At 46.8% G+C, this 18,740-nt stretch carries 14 protein-coding genes; 3 read left to right on the forward strand and 11 right to left on the reverse strand.

All coding sequences use genetic code 11. The features are described 5' to 3' along the window. Positions 1-97: 97 nt before the first annotated feature. The 11 genes from NZ848_RS17640 to NZ848_RS17690 all read right to left on the reverse strand — a co-directional run bounded on the left by NZ848_RS17640 (position 98) and on the right by NZ848_RS17690 (position 13,125). Positions 98-481, reverse strand: a complete 384-nt coding sequence (locus NZ848_RS17640) for a hypothetical protein (RefSeq protein WP_259016627.1) — start codon at positions 479-481, stop codon at positions 98-100. Next, positions 478-996 (reverse strand): phage holin family protein, encoded by a 519-nt coding sequence (locus tag NZ848_RS17645; RefSeq protein WP_158237951.1) that lies wholly within the window; start codon positions 994-996, stop codon positions 478-480. The genes NZ848_RS17640 and NZ848_RS17645 overlap by 4 nt, the downstream gene beginning before the upstream one ends. Before the next feature lie 34 nt (positions 997-1,030). Further along, positions 1,031-1,561, reverse strand: coding sequence for an N-acetylmuramoyl-L-alanine amidase (locus NZ848_RS17650; RefSeq protein ID WP_259016628.1), 531 nt, complete (start codon positions 1,559-1,561; stop codon positions 1,031-1,033). A gap of 15 nt (positions 1,562-1,576) precedes the next feature. Beyond that, a complete protein-coding gene (locus tag NZ848_RS17655; RefSeq protein ID WP_259016629.1) occupies positions 1,577-3,061 on the reverse strand; it encodes a hypothetical protein in 1,485 nt (494 codons plus the stop codon). Between the two features lie 25 nt (positions 3,062-3,086). Then, entirely contained in the window at positions 3,087-3,566 is a 480-nt protein-coding gene (locus NZ848_RS17660) for a hypothetical protein (RefSeq protein WP_259016630.1), read from the reverse strand. A gap of 49 nt (positions 3,567-3,615) precedes the next feature. Further along, positions 3,616-5,562 carry a hypothetical protein gene (locus NZ848_RS17665; protein ID WP_259016631.1) on the reverse strand — a complete coding sequence of 649 codons (1,947 nt, stop codon included), beginning with the start codon at positions 5,560-5,562 and terminating at the stop codon, positions 3,616-3,618. Between the two features lie 23 nt (positions 5,563-5,585). Next, complete coding sequence (locus tag NZ848_RS17670; protein WP_259016632.1) at positions 5,586-6,020, reverse strand: hypothetical protein; 435 nt, start codon at positions 6,018-6,020, stop codon at positions 5,586-5,588. A gap of 21 nt (positions 6,021-6,041) precedes the next feature. Further along, complete coding sequence (locus tag NZ848_RS17675; RefSeq protein ID WP_259016633.1) at positions 6,042-11,366, reverse strand: phage tail protein; 5,325 nt, start codon at positions 11,364-11,366, stop codon at positions 6,042-6,044. Beyond that, positions 11,351-12,025 carry a hypothetical protein gene (locus tag NZ848_RS17680; RefSeq protein ID WP_259016634.1) on the reverse strand — a complete coding sequence of 225 codons (675 nt, stop codon included), beginning with the start codon at positions 12,023-12,025 and terminating at the stop codon, positions 11,351-11,353. Before NZ848_RS17680 ends, NZ848_RS17675 begins: the two co-directional genes overlap by 16 nt. A gap of 152 nt (positions 12,026-12,177) precedes the next feature. Then, the gene (locus NZ848_RS17685) at positions 12,178-12,771 is read right to left on the reverse strand and encodes a YjaG family protein (protein ID WP_259016635.1); all 594 of its coding nucleotides are present in this window, start codon (positions 12,769-12,771) and stop codon (positions 12,178-12,180) included. A 111-nt stretch (positions 12,772-12,882) separates the two neighbouring features. Beyond that, positions 12,883-13,125: a hypothetical protein gene (locus tag NZ848_RS17690; RefSeq protein WP_253523525.1), complete on the reverse strand. Its 243-nt coding sequence runs from the start codon at positions 13,123-13,125 to the stop codon at positions 12,883-12,885. A gap of 331 nt (positions 13,126-13,456) precedes the next feature. On the opposite strand from NZ848_RS17690, the gene NZ848_RS17695 reads away from it, so the two are divergent. The 3 genes from NZ848_RS17695 to NZ848_RS17705 all read left to right on the forward strand — a co-directional run bounded on the left by NZ848_RS17695 (position 13,457) and on the right by NZ848_RS17705 (position 18,714). After that, positions 13,457-13,699 (forward strand): hypothetical protein, encoded by a 243-nt coding sequence (locus NZ848_RS17695; RefSeq protein WP_253523527.1) that lies wholly within the window; start codon positions 13,457-13,459, stop codon positions 13,697-13,699. Between the two features lie 673 nt (positions 13,700-14,372). Beyond that, complete coding sequence (locus NZ848_RS17700) at positions 14,373-14,768, forward strand: response regulator (protein ID WP_253523537.1); 396 nt, start codon at positions 14,373-14,375, stop codon at positions 14,766-14,768. Between the two features lie 154 nt (positions 14,769-14,922). Next, the gene (locus NZ848_RS17705) at positions 14,923-18,714 is read left to right on the forward strand and encodes a PAS domain S-box protein (protein ID WP_259016636.1); all 3,792 of its coding nucleotides are present in this window, start codon (positions 14,923-14,925) and stop codon (positions 18,712-18,714) included. Positions 18,715-18,740: the final 26 nt, after the last annotated feature.

An 18,740-nucleotide genomic window follows, 5' to 3' on the forward strand; every position in this document is an offset into this window, starting at 1 on the left:
TTTGTATATATACATTTTTGTATATATAAATTTTCAAAATAAAAAACAACCAACCCAAACGGATTGGCTGTTTCTGAATCCCCTTATTTGTAAAAAATCAAAACAGCTTCTTTTTCTGCCTGGCTTTTTCGAGGTCTTTCTGGAGTTCAAGCACGCGGGCTTCCAGTTTAGAGCGGTCGCGGTTGATTTTGATAACGCTGTCGCGCATCACGGCAATGACCGACTGAAACGAGGCCGTCATGCCTTTGCTAAGGCTGTAAAGTTCGGTGGCGTTGCGGGTGTCTATCAGGCTTTTGGCCAGCCATTCTTTATGAATCCGCAGGGAGTCCTGCAGTGCCTTTTTATCGGCCACCAACGTTTTGTTTTCTTTGGTAACCACCTTGTAATCTTTCAGTTTTCTGAATGCTCCCTGCGCCCAGATGGTGCCTCCGATGGTTGCCAGAACGGATACCCCCAATATGATTTGTCTGATACGGTTCATTGTCTGGCTTGGTTGGATGGGTTAGGAATCTGGTCTGCATCTCCGCCCGAGCTGATGAAAGTCTCAACTTTGTCTATCACGGCGGTTGGCATTCTGATGCCGAAAATCCGGCTCAGATTATCTTTAATCGACAGAAATTCGATACCTGCAAAAAACAGCATGGAGGTCATCATCGGGATATTGAGGTAATAGCTGTCAACAAAAGGCGCACCGTCTTTGATGTTCATGAGGAAGAGCATCATCGTGAAGGTCCAGAGGGCCATCAGAAAAATAACATAACCCAGCACCTTTTTAACACCTTTTTCTTTCAACAATTTATAGTCGTAAGTACCGGTTTTTTTAGCCAACCGTACACCAATATACGTATCAATTGAAATCATAAAAAAAAGGAAGATAAACAGCACTCCGTCAACCTGCCACGACTGCACCACAAATTTGAGCAGCGTAGACAGTAAAGCAAAAAATGACACCATGTAAGGATGGTCTATGATTTGCTGTTTGAAATTAAGCATCATTGTTTTCATTGTTGTGTGGAAATTAATTGGTAATCTAAAACTTGCTGGCCAGTACGTTTGTCATCTCCTCAACCAGAAGATTAAAGAACGTATCATACTGCTGCATATCATATTTGTTTGATATAAAGCAGACCTCAACCAGTACATTTAAACCCAGAGGCCTCATCATGCCGAGCTTTTTATGCTGGCTGTCGCGCTCGCGTTTTACGCCCCTGTTTCTGATAATGAGCGTTGAGGCGATGGTATCAACCAATGATTTAGCCAGCGCAAGCTCGGCAGCATTGGCGTCATCGGCCACGAAGACCTCACATCCGGTGGCTTTGGGGCCACCGGCATTAAAATGGAAATCGCAGATGATATCGCCAGGTTGAGAGATTTTCCTGATTTCAGTAATGGTCTGACTTAAATCCCAGGCGTCGTTATCATTCCAGACCTGCGCGTCCTTTTCCCTCAACGATTGAGTGACAGCATTGCGGAGCCTGATTGTTTCATCCGCTTCATTTCTCCCGGCATGCACAGCACCCGGGTCTTTCCGGTTATGCCCGGCGGTTATTATTAGTTGCATGGGGGGATAGTAATTTTATATAGCTGTCGACTCGATAGATTCCCAAGAAGAACCATTATAAAAACAAAATTTTCCTAGAGAAGTATCAAATACAATCAATCCTGTTGGAGGTGCCGTATCATTATCACCTTTAATAGCAACTCTCTGTGCTGAGTTCATACGCGGTAATAATACACCTTTTGTCGTGCTGGCAATATCCAAAATTGCCGAAGTTTTAGGCGAAATATTCCCAATACTGACCTGACCACCAAATGGATTCAGAAACAGGTCTTTTGCAGTAATGAGCCCTGCATTGGTAGTATTATTATGTCCTTGAAAAACAATACCATTTACACCCCTTGCAATACTAAGTGTCTCAGGCCCAGCACCTTCTGAAGGAGTAATAAGCATTGCTGCTCTATTAACAGTATCGAGCAGATTAACAACCCAATCGCCCAAAATACGTTTAATTGCAATATATCCTGTAACGCGCGTTATGCCCCTTATTGTAACCGCTTCATTCGTTGATAGGGTATTATTTACATCAAGGGTAATGAAGTTTGCTTTGTTACGATTAACATTACCAATCTCAGGAGGAGAACTAAAAATGTTATTAATGTTACCAACAGTCAAAACTTTTTGGTTCTCACTTTGAAGAATGTAAATCTTGGCAAAAATTGTTCTCGCAACTATAACATATCCGGAGTCATTTAAGTGAATAGAATCAGACCTAAGTGAGGTTGGTACAACATCATTGGTATAATCAATATTGTCTTGTAAACTACTCATGTTTCTTGATGCAACTAAAATAGATCTCACATCTACATAATTATAAGGATAAAGTTCAGCCAGATCATTGTTTAAAGCAATAATTGTATTATAATCTACACTACCAATAACCTCACTAGAGGAGTTTAAAACAGATAAAATCATATACCTTGAATGTCCTAAAAATGCTACCATTGAGGCAAGGTCTGCCTTTACTTTAGCCGTATCCTTAAAGTTATTCCTTCCAACCCAAAATATAACGCCTCCGCTATTTAATGTATCAGTAACTATTGTAAGAGGCACAGCTCCATTCGCAATTACCTCAGACCCTTGAGTTATTCTGTTAAATAAATAAGAAGCACCTGATTGTGTAATTATTCCTACAACATCAGAAATAACTACCGATAATGATATAGGTCCCATGGAAGTTATAGGTTCGTGGCCTAATGGAAATGTTACTGTTACACTACCACTGGCCGGAATTACCCCACCTGCAACTGTAACTTTTGTTTTTAAACCTCCCTGCCTGATAGCGATTTGCGTACTTGTTTGTCCTCCAACACCACGGTTTACAACATTAAAGCCTACCAATTTTGCCAACTCGGTAGGAAACGAGGTAGTAACATTAGTCACACCAATCCCTGCAGTTAAAGAATCTCCCCAAGCAGTTATTCCTAAATAATCTTTTAATTCGCCTGTCTTTGCGTAAGGGATACCTAAAATTTCCCTTATCCTCTTTATTCCTACCGTCATAATCTAAGTTTAAATGTTTAAAGAATTATACTTCTACTGCAATAAACCAAATTCTTTTACCTTCAGGATAAACAATAAATATGCTGTTTTCCATACCGTTTAATTCGTCCATAGCCACCCGCACCAAAGTATCAACATCAACTGTAAGGGCAAGCATTTCAGCGTAGGTGTTCACGGTTACAGAACTTAATTTACCACTCAATGCCGCCTGTTGAGCTACGCTTATGGGCTTTGCGGCGTCTGAGGTGTTGTCTACGTTACTTAACCCTACCTGGCTTTTGTTTAGCCCTGATACCGTGTTTCCGGTTATGGTTAATCCACTAAAGGTGGGTGCTGCCGCGGACCCTAATTCCTGGGGAAGTATCTTCAGAGTAATGTCGTCTTCCTCCTGGCTCGCTAACAATTTCAAACCCTCTTCAACCACAATAACTCTATACAGCCCGCCTACGTCCGGACGGGTGTCGTCGGTACTTACATACCCTAATGCCAATTTTGTGCTACTCATAAAAACCGTCTTTAAATTTTCTGGACACTAATTAATCTTATGCACCGATTCAAACATCCCCGTGCAACCCGTTCTTCTTTACTGCTACACCCTTAATTGAAGTGTACTGTATCCATACCTGAGCTGGTGTCAGATTTCCTGCCCCCGGAAACGTGAAAGTCTCCCACAATGGGTCCTTTATGCCTCCTTCGTTCAGCACGCGGGTAAAAGTTACGCCATTCACCGTGTTACCAATCGTTACAGTCAGGGTTTCGCCAACTTCCAGCCGCGGCTCTGCCAGCAGTACATCCAGAATATTGGCTCTCAGACGACCCAGCCCGATTAGCTCTGCACGTGGCTGTATTTGCATCGGGTCTGTAAAAACACAAAGTTGGTCATTACTGCCGTAAAGGCCGAAGTCACGGTTTTTCATCCGGATGGCGTAACTAATCGCCAGCGACTGCCGCTCAGCGCCCAGATGCACGTTTTTGGTGTAGGCATCCAAGCCCTCAATACCCGCTTGCGTAAAAGCGTTTCCTTCGTTTGTTAAAGGGTATAAACCACTTCCGTCGTCAGTAAAGCCCAGCGTGCCTGTCCACCCAGCCCACCAAAGCACCTTGTCGGTAAACATAAATCCCATTACCACATACAGCTTGGTTGTGTATCGGTCCAGCGGCCGGTAAGCGTTTGTCCAACTGTTGCTTTCGTTGGTTGTGCGCAGCATCCAGCAGGTTTTGTAAGGTCCGTTAATAACATTGCTGATGTCATTGCTTCCGGCAAAGGCTCTCAGGTTAAACACCGCGTTGGCATAATGGGCATAGCCGCCGTAAACTGCCAGAAATGCCTCATGTATCCAGTGTTTGTAAGGGCCCTGATCATCATTGACAGGGTCGTTTTCGTGGCCTTCATTCGGCGACCAGTGCATGTTCAGGCCACGCTGAACTTCATCAAAACCGTGATCTACAAAATCGCGCTCTCCGCTTCCGTCGTTCACTATCGCTCCGCCCGACTTCTTATACATGGCTGTGCTGAGCGGTAATGGCGCCGACGGATAAGAATAAAGAATATTAAAGTAAATATTCTTATGCTGAAAGTACGCATCAATGGCGCCGGACGGCTCCTGATAGTTAACTCCGGCCTTCATGAAAGGATACAGCTTCTGCCTGTCTGGCACGGCATCGCCATCATAATAAAAGCTACTTTGCCGCCAGAATGCCCTGTACTGCCTGATTGCCGGTTTACCATATACGATACTCACAAAGTCGGGATTATCGACTAAAGCAGCATTATGAAACCCCTTGTAAAAAGCGGCTGCTTTGGCCTCAGACCAGCTGCCCAGCTCAATATCCCAGTGCACACGCGGAATCCTGATTACCTGGTTGTTTTTGTCTCGGCGCGTACCACCAGCACCAAACATGTTGATGTTGTACTCTCCGGCTCCGTTGATTTCATTTTGCTCAACAGAATCAAAAGCATAACGCTCAGGCGGAATGTTCCAGGTGTAGCGTTCTGAAACCGGTATGGCCGTTGTATCAAACGCCCGGTTATGGTCAAAGGCGGTAGCCAGCCCCAATGCTCTGATGCCCTCGGCATTTCCTCTGAAAAGCGGCGCATCACCCCACCACAATTCGGCTCTGATACTGCCTGATGGCGACACCGGAACGGATGGAAAAACTGACAAACCCAGCGAGTTCATGTTTGGAATATCCGTTAAGCCTGAAATCAGGCCTGGCAATACAGTTTGTTCCCAGTTAAGGTTGGGGTTCTCCAGCACAGGCACTTCTCTGTACACCACCGGCATATTCAATTTTGCTTCCGTGAGCGACTCCTCCAGAGACGTACCCTTTACCTGCCCGCCTCTGTTCAGCGGCTTTCCGGTGGCGTCGGTCGTAAACCAGAGGTATTGCATCTGGTTGCCCACTTTTCGCTTAAATACCTTCGCAAAGTGGTCTGCTCCCTCTTTTTTTACTAATACTTCGCCCTCTGCATCTACCAACGGACTAACACCTATTGCCATATCCTTTTTGTTTAAACTTGTGCTTAATTTTTAACCAACCCTCTTCTTGACAGCAGCAGCAGCGCTGCCCTTACCATGCTTACACCGTCTTTGTTCAGGCGTTTGTCCAGCCTTTCGGTGTCGGTCGGTATTTTGCTTAATTCAACCGGCCTGAAACTCCCTGCAAATGCTGCCTCGGTTATTCTGTTCCATTCGGCATGGGCTTTTTCGGTTTCTGCTTTTATTTCGGCATCAAGCGCCGCTTGTTCTTCAGCATTTGTATCTGTGTTTTTTTTCTTTTCGTGCAGGGGCTTCAGCTTTTTTGTTAGCACGCTCTGAACGTTTTCGAGCGAATCCTGCACCGGCTTTACTTTTTTGCTTTCTTCCAGCAATTCAAGTGAGTATCCAAAATCAATTCCGGTCATTTCCAGAATCACGTCATAGTTTGCTGCTATGGTCAGCGCTTCGTTGTTGGTCATATTTGTAGCTTAATTTTTTACTTATGAAGGGGTTACCCAGCTTGCCTTGCCGGCGGCTGTGGCCATCAGCACTTTTCCTACGGCAAAGCCGGTCATGTCTAACTCAATGCCCTGAATGATGACTTTGCCTCCGGCCGATAATTCCATGTCGCCATGCTCGGTTACAATAGCTATCATAGCGTTGTTATAAGCCGTCATGCACAGGGTTCCGTTGCCGTCGGTGTCCAGATAAACGCCGCCCAGTTGCGTGGCTGTGCCGCCCGACAGCCTATTAAATTGCAAGCCAACGGGGTAGCCTCCTACCTCTTCTTTGTCCAGTTTCAGCTGATTCCTGAACGTACTTATCTCGGTAGTGGTGAATCCGGGCGATAATTTGTTATTGAACGTCGTCCAGTCAGATGCGCTCAGGGCCCCTGCATTGGCGGCGCTGGCGTATTGAATCTGAATATTGTTGCCGCTGATTGACAAAGGGCCTGATGCCGTGTAGCTGTTGTCTTGCCACACCACCGAGCTGCCGCTTTTGGTTAGTACCTGCCCGTTACTGCCACCTGACGGCAGGCTGAATTTATTGTTGAAGGTTGTCCAGTCTTCGGCCGACAAAACACCTTTCTGACTACCCCCGGCTGTGGCCACTGATATTACTGAGCCTGTAACGGATATGGGCGATGTACCTGTGTACAATGGTGCATCGGCCCACTGCACTCCGCTGCCCAGTTTGTACAGTATCTGCCCGGTTGTACCCGTTTCGGGCATAGGCATTTTATTGTTGAAGGTATTCCAGTCGTCGGCGCTCAATGCGCCCGGCGACGTACTACCCGCCATGCCGATTGAAATATGATTACCCGATACAAAAATGGGCGAATTACCCACATAACCGGTGCCGCCAGCGGGCGCATCTGCCCAAACGGGCAAACCGCCACTTAGCATCAGCATTTGTCCATCAGAACCGCTCATGACCGGACTGGCGAGCTTGCTATGAAAGCTATTCCAGTCTGAGGCGCTCAGATAACCCGGCTGCGAACCAGATGCCTGCTGAATGGATATACTGCCGCCACTAACTGATATGGGCGATGTACCCGTGTAACCACCCTCCAAACTCACCGACCCCCATACCACCGAGCCACCGCTTTTCATTAATACCTGCCCGTTGCTGCCACCTGTCGGCAGGCTGAACTTGCTGTTGAAGGTATTCCAGTCGCTAAAAGTCAGGTAGCCCGATTGTGCCGCCGTGGCCTGCTGAATAGAAATATAATTGCCCGAAACCGTTATAGGCAGGTTGCCTGTGTAAGCTGCTCCGGCGTTTTCCCATCTGGTGCTGCTGCCATATTTGGTAAGCACCTGCCCGCTTACACCTTCGTTATCAGGCATGGGCATTTTGTTGTTGAAGGTATTCCAGTCGTCGGCGCTTAAAGCACCCGTAACCGTGCTGCTGGCAGTTGAGATAGAAATAAACCCGGCACTGATAAAAATAGGTGCATTACCCGCATAGGTGCCTCCACCGGCTACATCGCCCCAAACCACATTGCTGCCGTCTTTCATCAGCACCTGCCCGTTGCTGCCGCCTGCGGGTTTGTTTAGTTTGTTGTTAAAAGCCGCCCAGTCTGCTGCGCTCAGTGCGCCTGCCTGCGAGGCCGAAGCCATAGCAATAGAGATTTCAGCGCCGCTTACAGCAATGGGCCCTGCCCCGGTGTAAACCCCTCCTTCGCTCACGCTTGCCCAGGCTGTACCGCTGCCGGTTCTGGTAAGTACCTGGCCTTCAGAGCCTCCGGCGGGCAGGGTAAATTTATTGTTAAAGCTAAGCCAGTCTGCTGCGCTTAATGCACCTGCCTGGCTTGCCCCGGCCGTAGCGATTGATATAACCGACCCACTGATACTAATAGGCCCCGCGCCTGAATAACTACCGCCAGAACCCACCGTACCCCATACGGCCGTACTGCCGCTTTTCATCAGCACCTGCCCGTTGGTACCACCTGCCGGCAGGCTGAACTTACTGTTGAAGTTGTTCCAGTCGTAGGCTGATAAAGCCCCCGACGTGCCGCTGCCTGCCATGGAGATGGATATCACGTTGCCAGACACCGAAATGGGCAATGCGCCTGTATATACCCCGCCTTCGGCGTCTTCGCCTTCCAGCACATATTTGTAGCGTGTGTTGGGGTAAGCAGGGTCTATATAATACAGCCTGCCGTCTGCGGGGTTTATCCAGTTCTGGTAAGTGGTAACAGCGGGAGAATCTATCGACACCACGTTCATTTCCAGCACAATTCCCCCGTTTACCACATCTTTGCCAATAAAAACGCCTTCGTCACCGTCTATCTCCTCTATCAGCAGGCCTTTATACCGGGCTTCATATTCGCCTCTGTCAAACACATATTCTTTTACGTCGCCGCCAATGCCTATCCAGCCCGAATCGGTGCCGCCATATAAGCCGCGCACATACAGTTTGCCGTCAAAGTGGTCGGCAAATGGCCTGCCAAAGGCCAGGTAGGTTGCCTGGTCGGGGTATTCTTTACCGATTCCGAGCTTCAATACATGCCATTGGGTGGCCTCGTAGGGCATATCTGTATCCGTGCCGTTCAGAAATGCAGCCCCCCAGTTATCAATCTCTTCCAGCAAGGCATACTGCTCATGCCCCTGCCATTGGCCCCAGTCGGCGCCAAAGCTCAACCAGCCGGAATCGGCCTCGCCATACCTGCCGCGCAGATACAGACGACCATCAAACTGACCATCAAAAGGGCGGCCAAAGGCCAGATATGTGGCCTGTTCGGGATATTCCTCGCCTATACCCAACTTAAATACGTGCCACTGGGCAGCTGCGCCGGGCATATCGTCAGCCATGCCGCTGGTAAAAGTTACACCCCAGTTGTCAATATCGGCCAAAGAGGCATACTGCGTATGTTCCTGAAACTGCCCCCATTCGCCTACGCGCACCCCGTTGATGTTGTAATAGGTGCTTGTGTTAATATCACCGGCCACATCAAGGGTATATTCGGGAGCTTCTACACCAATACCCAGCCCGTCGGCATTCAGTATTACACTTCTGGTGTCGCCCAGATAAAAGCTGATGTCTTTTTCTTCATCCGTCGACCGCACGTCAACCCCCTCGCCTTGCAGCGACAGCCGGTTGCCGGCTGCCAGATTCGTGCGGCTGTTGTCGGGTTCTATATCAATCCTGAATTTATCCCACACATTTATTGCTTTGGCAATCAGCGGGCCGTCGGGCATCAGCAATGACTTTGTTTTCAGCACCAGCCCGTCAATATCGCTTTCGCCGGGCAGGTAATTTCTGAAAAAACTTCCGCCGCCAAAATCAAGCAGGCCATTGACTCTGATCTCAGACGCATTGCCGCCCAGCTCAATGCGGGCATTGTTTTTGCCCAGCACCAGCACTTCATCTTCTGTTATGAGGGCATTCAGGGCAGTAGGTACGTTAATGAGGTCTTGCCAGTCGTTAATGGTAATGTTTTTGTCGGGTACTTTTACGGTTCTGTTGGCCTTAATGCCCGACACATCGAGATGGGCCGACAGTTTATTGTTATTGAGAAAGTAAACTTCCCCTCTGTTTTTAATTTTCGTGGTATTATTGCCCAGGTCTACATACTCAGAAGACCCGCCTATGTTTACCTGCCCTCTCTCGTTCAGTTCTTTTTGCACATCGGCAGGCTTTACTTTACCTCCGCCACCACCGTTTGTCGGATTATACGGGTCGCCGCTGCCGGTTTCTGTCTTTGTCTCTGTATTCTTTATTTTCCGCTCGGCGATTATAATTCGCTTGATAATGCTGGTATTCTGCACGTCCTGAATCACCAGCTGATACTTGTAAGGGCGCAGGAGGTCGCGGGTATATTCTCCGATTTTGATGCGATTATTGACCGACAGCACCTCATCTTCAATATTGACGGTGTCGCCCACTTCAAAAATATTGGGCGTTGGGCTCAGGCTTTTCAGATAAACCTCGTCCAGCTCCAGCGAGTACTTCAACGTCGGGTAAGAGTACATATCCAGGTATTCTCTTACTTTGTCGGCCAGTTTGTTTTCAGCAACCAAAATGTAAGACTCCGGCATGGTAATGTCAACCAGAATATACTTATCGCCCGATTTTATCCTGAACGCCGGTGTGCCGCTCTCGTCCGCTGCTGCGGTAGCATTTACCCGCCAGGTTGTGCTGCCACCACCACCACCAGACCCGTCACCGGGGTCGTTGCCCTCACCGTCGCCCGGGCTGCCACCGGGGCCGCCATCGGGGTTTTCAGGTTCAGGCAACGGTGTCGGAAACTCCATTCCGCGTTCGTCGGTATATTTGCTTATCGTAAATAGCTTACTGTTATACTTGATTACATCAAACTGATACCCGGCCAGATCGCCGGTCTGAAAAATCACTTTCGGCTTCACACTACCGGTTACATACAGCCAGTTACCTTTGTCGTCTTTGGCGTTCAGGTCAAAATCCATCGTATCATCGCTGAACATATACACGTTGGTTTCATTAATACCTGTTACCGAGCCGGTGCGATGCGGATAAATCTCTTCAAAAATTACGCTGCCTTCAAACTTCCCGAAAGCCGCAATTGAATTGGCCTCCATTGCGGGTTCGTCTTCCTCATCGCCCAGGCGCAGGCGCGGCGAATACCCCTTATAATTGCTGGGGATATTCTTAGAGCTGCCATACGCCCACAAGGTATTTATCATGTTTTTGGCATCTACATTTTCGCGGGTCAGCTTATAAAGGCCTTTGCCCTGCCCGTATTTAAAATTGTAGTTGAGCGCCGTGCCCAGGGTGCGCACGTGCAGCACGGTATGGGTGTCTGTTTCTGCAAACACAAACTGCTGCTTGTACTCGTCGCACAGCCTTTGCAGCACCGTCAGGCAGTTTTCGCCGGCAAAAGACAGATTCCGGGTTTCGGTATCTGCTGGAAAATCTCCCAGGGCCCATTTGCCTTCGTCAAAAACCCGGTTCAGGTTTTTGATAATCACGTTCAGAAAAGCCTCCAGATTACCCATCAGAAAAAAATCGGCGGCGCTGTTCACCATGGCTTCGTCGGTGTTCCGGTACATCACCCGCATCAGGTCATACTGGGGGCCTTCAAAGTTGATATCGTACTGATATTTCCGGTTGGCGTTTCTGGCCACCGTTGGCAACTGATTGATGCGGTATTTCGACATCCCCGCTGGTTTAATGTAATCGCCGATGCCGAAATTGCGCACCGTGGCGCTTTCTACCGTCATGGTAATGATGTCTTCCCCCAGCAGTACTTTCTTGTGTTCGGCCTTTTTTATCACACTCACCGAGCCGTGGTCGTTGATGGGCTCTGATGTTCCGTTGGGGTGATATATCAGTATTTGTTCCATACTTCTTCGGCATTGGTTATAATGGGCTTAATTTCTTCAATCACACCGCATAGCAGTATAAAATGCGGGCCGGGGTCTCCAGCATAATCATGCGTTACATATACCTCGTTGCCAAAAACATTCAGTGTTTTTTTGTCGTCTCCCCAATAGATGTCAATGGGGTTTTGGGTAGTAATTGTCATACTAACGGTAATACCTGTACGTACATACAATCGCTTTACCGGCGACGGCTCAACGAGTTTCAGCGTAAAAGTGCCAAACATTTCGTGCTGGTACCAGCGCTTGTCTATATTCACGCCGTCGGCAATATAAACCATGTAAATCAGCGGCTTGTCGGTAATGCGGATGTCTAACCTGCGCAAACCGGGCTTCTGAAAGGCATTGAGAAAAGTGTTGATTTTTCTGAAAAAATCAAGTTTGCCGGATGCTTTCATAAAGCACTCCAGTTCAATTATGCGATTGGTGTATCGGGGGGCAGCTAAATCAACAACAGTTCCGTGCGAGTCGGGCCAATCAACTATCTGTGGTTCTTTCAGGGGCGGCATATCCTGCATACCTTTAGAGGCAGTTACATACACGCCGTAGTCTGAGAGAAACTCCAGCCCGTCAATTGTATAAGTTATTCCTGTGGATTCAGTGCCCGGCTCATGTATTGGCATGTCCGGTTGTGTGTTATAATTATCTATTACAAATATAACATTTATACTTATAATATAAGCATAATTACCGAAAAAATATTTTGCACAAAAGTAAGCCCTGCCAGCGGCCTGAAACGCTGCTCAGCAGCTACATAAGCCAGGTAAAAAAAGCCTTACATACCCAACAATCCCCAGTCAATAATCGGCCCGTCTGCCTTGTTCATTTCGCGCATAAAAGCAATAAACGGCAGGGTAATTTCGGCCTCCTTCAGGTGGGTCAGTAATATGGTCTGGCGTTCAATTTCCCTGCGGGTAAACCCAACGGCGCTTTCTTGTTCATCATCCGCATTTTTCTGTATCAAAAAGCTGGTAAACCTGGTAACCGTTTGCAGTGCGCGGTAAGAAGACCCGGCCACATAGCCTATATCTTCGCTCAGCAGATACTCAATGGCATCGGCAAAGGCTGTGGCGGTGTCTACGGCATACGGCGTGAGGGCTGTTTTAAAATGAGCAGGCTCGGGTATGGCTTCCACTATCCGGTTGTAGGTATTTTCCAGCTCGTTTTCACCAAGCGGCATATCCTGCAGATACTGGTAAAGAATAACCATAGCCTCTTCAAACACCTCCAGGTCTCCGCGGTTGGTTCGCCTGTAAAACTCAATGTAGTTGGGCAATAGTTTTTCACAATTAAGAGCCATGTATAAAACCTGTTGCTTAAAAGAAAGCGCGGCTATTCTGTCTTCAACAACACTTAAGAAGTAGTCCATGGGCAGTTAATATGTGCGGCCGTTTTGTTTAGGCCGCACATAGCAGTTAGGTTAAAGTATTTTTGTCAATCGGGGCGGCATACGCCTGCCCCTACCCGGGTAGTACATGGCTCAGGGCATATTTACAAGCACCTTTATGCGTTTTGCTCTGGTGCAGAAATAGCTGCTGTAATTGATGTTTTCTTCGTTCAGGTATCTGAAAAAATGTTGAAGCAGACGCGTATTAAACTTACGGATAAACGTAATGGCAACCTCTTCCCTGCCGGCATTAACAGTAATGTCTTCATATAGCAGGTCGTATTTCTCAAGCACCACCACCAGTTCGGCCCTGAGGTTATCAATCGTTTTATTCATAGGTTAAATCTGGCGTCAATCCGGCTTATTACTCCGGTAGCCAACGTTTTTCGGCAACAAAAATACGGCATTCAATTGCATAATGCCAAAAAGCTGAAAATAATTCCGTAAAAATAAATTCAACGGTACCATCCGGCAAGCCCATTCTGAGCCAGCGGTTACAAATCCCCAATAAAAAAAAGTTAGTTTCTATTTTTTCCCATAATAAACTATTAATTTTGTTTAAGTTTACGGCACATTTAAAGCCACATAATTAAACAGTTGTCTGTATACGCAAGTATGTCAGTTGGCAAGATAAGCTTAAAACCGGGTTTAATTCCTTTTGTACCGTATGAAAAACTTTGAAGAATTCAGGAAAAAAGTTTTGAAAGCCATTGAGAGCAGCGACATCGTTCCTGCCAGAATCATTGAGCAGGAAACCACCATAACTATTTCTATTGAAAACCCAGGCCACAACGCCGAGCGCCTGAAAAAACTTAGCGCCTACCTTGAGGCTGAAAAAATCAGGTTCAGGTCGTCGGTATTATTACCGGCACAAAACAACACCGTGCAAATTTCGGTGTATCATACCTGAAAATCATAAATGGGGTTGCCACGTATCGGCGGGGTTGTAGTATGTACCCGCCTGATAAGATTAACCCCTAAAATTTGATAACTAATTGGTATAGCTCTAATTTTAAACGCTTATTTGTGTTTCTGTTCAAAGAAAACAAGTAATAAAGCCTTTTTTACAAAACTTTTGCCAGCGTAAAAAGCATAAAAGACTAAAAATTAAGACCATAATAAAAGACGAAAACTAAACAATTTTACCGGCATCAGTCCGAGGCCTATGATGCAAATAATACAAACGGCTGCCTTGGCCGGTTTTTGCGATTGATACTAAAGAAGCTTCATTATCAAAGAAATCAATAATTCAATACCCGTTTGTTTTATTGAATAGCCTGTAGACTGATACAATTATTCATTAAGCCATAAAACTTTTTATGAAATGCTGTGCCCATACGCGGGCGTGGCCATACATTAGCTGATATTCAGGCGGGAATAGCCTGAAATACGTCAGCTTGTAAACTTTTATACGTGGTTTGTGAAAAAAAGGCACAATCTTTGCTTTTGTTTATACTTTTGCAGCCTTTCTTTGACAGAGACCATGCAACAAAAGCTATTGATTGAAAATTTATAAGGGTAAAAGCCTGCCTCAGGCTGGCGCCCAGGTTGTTAGTAAATTTGCCAAACCTAATAATTAAAGAATGAAGATCAAAAGGCTGCTATGTGTAGATGATGATAAAATAACATTGACACTGATAAAGCTGGTAGTAGAGAAGACGTTTTTTGCACAGGAAATATCCACCCGCATGAACGGCAAAGAGGCGTTAGAGTTCTATCATGATTTGCTGCACCATAACACAGCAGATCAGGCACCCGAGCTGATTTTTCTGGACCTGAATATGCCCATTATGAATGGCTGGGATTTTCTGGACGAGTTTTCGAACCGCTATTACCACATTTTTCCGAATACAAGGGTTGTTATTCTGTCTTCATCAACCGATCAGGCAGAAAGAGACAGAGCACGTAAATACCCCATGATAATTGATTACGTAACCAAGCCACTAACTATGGCTTCATTATCTAATCTTAACCTCTGACCAGCCTTGCTGCCGGTTAGTTTATCCACCTCTTTAACCAGACCATTAGCTGTGCTAAAATCATCAAGTCGGTACCAACTGTACCAATCTGTGACCTTTTTGCGGATACGATGAAGCATGCGGGTGCAATTCGTAGATTCAACAACTGATTTACATGAACAACAAAACTTCTACATCTGAAAGCAGCTTTCCGGGGAAAAACAACCCCTCTTCCGGAGAAATCCCGGTTAATACCATAGATAATCTGGATTATAGAAATCTGCTTGAAAATTATATCGATGAAAACTACCTCATTGTTGACAGACAGCTGAAAATAGTTAAATATAACAAGGGTTTCAAAGATTTGTGTTTTGATTTTATGGGTCTTGAAGTCAAAACCGGCGAAAATATCCTGAACTACGTATTAGAAGGCCGCACCGAAACCATCAGAAAATATTACAACCGCGTATTTAATGGCGAACAATTAGATGTAGAATTGAACCTGCCCTCGTTCAAAAACAAATTTATCAGCTTTAATACACGTTACAAACCTATCTATAATGACCAGCATCAGATAATTGGTGCATACGTTACCTCACTCAACCTCAGCCGTTTAAAAAAAGCCGAACTAGACAAACACCAGAACGAAGTAATCTATCAGCACATGATAGACAACTCGCCCGATGCCTTCTTTCTCTGTACCCTCGAAGGTAAAATTATGGATGCTAATCCGGCTGCTTCAGACATCTTCGGCTATACCTATGACGAACTTAAAAGGATGCACCGCAACGACCTGCTACTTGAGTTTGAAGAACATGCCTCTCAATTTAAAGACGCCGACATGCACGGTGGCAAACTGAAAGGCGTAACAATTGGTATAAGAAAAAACGGCGAGGAGTTTCCGCTTGAGTTCTCTTCTGTGGTTTATACAGACCTGTACGGCCTCACCAAAACCAGTACTTTTGTAAGCGATATTTCGGCCCGTAAAAATGCCGAAAAACTATTGGAACAAAGTGAACGCCGTTTCAGAGCCCTGGTTGAAAACGCCGGAGAGATTGTGATGCTTACCACCGAAAACGGCAAGGTAATTTACGCAAGCCCAGCTTTAGAACGGGTAACCGGCTACACCCCCGATGACATCAATAATGACCCCGGGCTGGCAGCTGCCACCATTTACCCGGATGACGTACCCCAGGTAACAGATACCTTTAGATTTATTATACAAAACCCTGGTATTGCTAAACCGGTTCAGTATAGGCTTTTACATAAAAATGGGCATTATATTTGGCTGAAAGGCATGATGGCCAATATGCTGCACGATGCCAACGTGGGTGCCATTGTTGCCAATTACAGAGACATCAGCATCAGGAAACAAACAGAAGAAAAACTGGCACGAACTGAAGGCAGGTTTAAAGCGCTGGTTGAAACCGGCGAAGACATCATTATACTGGTGCAACCAGACGGCCTGATTACCTACGTAAGCCCGGCCTTTGAGAAACACACCGGTTTTGTGTCAGAAGAAGTAATAGGTCATTTCAATCAGGAGTTTATGCACCCTGAGCAGGCCGCCGAAAGCCCCGGCCTGATTGCCGGGCTGATAGCCAACCCGGGCAGCACCGCAAGCCGTACCAACCGCCTGAAATGTAAAGACGGCAGCTATATTTGGGTTGAAGGCTACGTTACCAACCTGCTGCACGACCAGAACGTGCAGGCGCTGGTAGCCAATTTTCAGGATATTACCACACGCCTGGAAGCCGAAGAACGCCTGAGCAATTCGGAAAGAGACCTGAAAACCATCTTTGAAAACACAACAGAGGCCTTTCTGCTGATGGATACCCAACGCATTGTAAAGGCCTTTAACCATAACGCCATCAGGGTGGCACAATTAAACGGCGACAAAGAATTAGTAATTGGGGTAGACCTGCTTGACCTGGCCATAAATACCCGCTGCGATCTGGCCAAAGCCGCCATTAGCCGCTCTCTGGAAGGCAAAACCATTAAATATGACCGATGCTTTGAACGCCCCAACGGCGATAACCTCTGGTTTGAATACTCGCTGAGCCCCGTTTATGCAAACGGAGTAATTGTAGGCAGTTGCATGACCGCCCGCGAAATAACCGACCGCAAAAAAGCTGAGGAAGAAATATCTAAACGCGAAGCGCTGTTCAGGTCGGTTTTTGAAAACAGCCATGACCTGCTGCTGCTCTTTGACGCCGAAGGCAAAATTGAATTTATGAGCCCGTCTTTTCAGAAAGCCTTTGGGTTTCTGAAAAAACATGACAACATTGAACTTATACGAGAATACCTGCACCCGGACGACCGCCAGACAGCCCAGGATACCCTGGACAAAGCCCTTGCCAACCCCGAGCAACCCATTGATGTAATCCTGCGCAAACAAGCGGCAGTCGGCGGCTATAGTATTATTGAAGGCACTTTTACCAATATGCTGCATAAACCCGAGGTAAATGTAGTAGTGGCCAATTTTAAAGACATTACCGAGCAGTACCGGTTTAAAGAACAACAGGCGCTTTTTGTGTCAATCGTTAATTCGTCAGAAGACTCTATCCTCAGTATGGACCTCAACAAAACCATACTGACCTGGAACCCCAGCGCCGAAAAAATGTTTGGTTTTACCGCCGAAGAGGCCATCGGGCAGCTTACCACCATTATTATACCAGACGACCGCCTGCATGAAGAAACCGAAATTCTCGACCGCATCAGAAACGGTTTCCCGGTAAAACACTACGAAACCCTCAGAAAAAATAAATCCGGCGAGCTGCTCGAAATTTCACTTACCGTTTCGCCCATTAAAGACATCAACGGCAATATTACCGGCGCCTCAAAAATAGCCCGCGACATCTCAGACAGAAAGAAGTCTGAAATTCTGATACGGAACAGCGAAAAACGTTTCAGAAGCCTGCTGCAAAACAGTAGCGACGGATTGAGCCTGCTTTCAGCCGATGGCATTATGTTAGAAATCAGCCCGGCCGGCAAGCGCATCACCGAGTTTGAAGAACACGAAATACTGGGCATCAACCTGGCCACCCTGATACACCCCGAAGATATCGAGGTGGTGTCGCAGGCTTTTTTGGGTATTCTTAAAGACCCCTCGCTTACCAAAAGATCTGAATACCGCAGCCTGACCAAAAGCGGCACTTTCAGATGGCTGGAGGCCAGCTTTCAGAATCTGCTGAACGAACCGGCCGTGGGTGCCGTTGTGGTTAACTACCGCGACATAACCGACCGCAAGAATCAGGAAATTGAGCGCGAGCAGCTCATTAAAACCCTGAACCAGAACAACAACGACCTCCGGAATTTCTCTTACATTACGTCGCATAACCTGAAAGCGCCCTTGTCTAATCTGATGGGTTTCCTAGACCTGCTTACAGATATACCTATCGAAGACCCCACCCTCAGCACTATTCTGGATGGTTTCAAGACCTCAACCATACAGTTGAATAATACCGTAAACGACCTGGTGAAAATACTGGTAATCCGCGACACCTCAGATATTGAGCAGAAGGAAATCGGCTTTGAGCGTATTTTCAGGCAGGTAGCCAGCCAACTGGCCCCGCAGGTAGAAGAGGCCGATGCCCACATAGAACTAAAGTTTCAAAATGCGCCAACGGTTATTTTCAACGAGACCTATCTGGAGAGCATCTTCATGAACCTGCTCACCAATGCCATCAAGTACAGGTCGTATGACCGCCCCCTGAAAATTGAGGTAGCCACCCGCAAAACCGACGACGGCATTGTGCTGACCTTTGCCGACAACGGCATTGGCTTTGACGTAGAACGGCACAAAGCCAAAATATTTGGCTTGTACCAGCGTTTTCATGACCGCCCCAATAGCAAAGGTCTGGGGCTGTACCTGATCAAGTCGCAGATGGAAAGCCTGCAGGGTACCATCAGCGTAGCAAGCGCCGAAGGCATTGGCACCACCTTCACACTCCGGTTTCATGCCTGATAAAATTCTGTGTGGCGCCAACTTCC

This window comes from Emticicia fluvialis (genome assembly GCF_024793945.1).
GTDB classification, from domain to species: Bacteria; Bacteroidota; Bacteroidia; order Cytophagales; family Spirosomataceae; genus Emticicia; species Emticicia fluvialis.

Bases quoted from the DNA above. Each gene is read 5' to 3' on its own strand.
- NZ848_RS17640 (WP_259016627.1), bottom strand. From the start codon at position 481: ATGAACCGTATCAGACAAATCATATTGGGGGTATCCGTTCTGGCAACC.
- NZ848_RS17645 (WP_158237951.1), bottom strand. From the start codon at position 996: ATGATGCTTAATTTCAAACAGCAAATCATAGACCATCCTTACATGGTG.
- NZ848_RS17650 (WP_259016628.1), bottom strand. From the start codon at position 1,561: ATGCAACTAATAATAACCGCCGGGCATAACCGGAAAGACCCGGGTGCT.
- NZ848_RS17655 (WP_259016629.1), bottom strand. From the start codon at position 3,061: ATGACGGTAGGAATAAAGAGGATAAGGGAAATTTTAGGTATCCCTTAC.
- NZ848_RS17660 (WP_259016630.1), bottom strand. From the start codon at position 3,566: ATGAGTAGCACAAAATTGGCATTAGGGTATGTAAGTACCGACGACACC.
- NZ848_RS17665 (WP_259016631.1), bottom strand. From the start codon at position 5,562: ATGGCAATAGGTGTTAGTCCGTTGGTAGATGCAGAGGGCGAAGTATTA.
- NZ848_RS17670 (WP_259016632.1), bottom strand. From the start codon at position 6,020: ATGACCAACAACGAAGCGCTGACCATAGCAGCAAACTATGACGTGATT.
- NZ848_RS17675 (WP_259016633.1), bottom strand. From the start codon at position 11,366: ATGGAACAAATACTGATATATCACCCCAACGGAACATCAGAGCCCATC.
- NZ848_RS17680 (WP_259016634.1), bottom strand. From the start codon at position 12,025: ATGCCAATACATGAGCCGGGCACTGAATCCACAGGAATAACTTATACA.
- NZ848_RS17685 (WP_259016635.1), bottom strand. From the start codon at position 12,771: ATGGACTACTTCTTAAGTGTTGTTGAAGACAGAATAGCCGCGCTTTCT.
- NZ848_RS17690 (WP_253523525.1), bottom strand. From the start codon at position 13,125: ATGAATAAAACGATTGATAACCTCAGGGCCGAACTGGTGGTGGTGCTT.
- NZ848_RS17695 (WP_253523527.1), top strand. From the start codon at position 13,457: ATGAAAAACTTTGAAGAATTCAGGAAAAAAGTTTTGAAAGCCATTGAG.
- NZ848_RS17700 (WP_253523537.1), top strand. From the start codon at position 14,373: ATGAAGATCAAAAGGCTGCTATGTGTAGATGATGATAAAATAACATTG.
- NZ848_RS17705 (WP_259016636.1), top strand. From the start codon at position 14,923: ATGAACAACAAAACTTCTACATCTGAAAGCAGCTTTCCGGGGAAAAAC.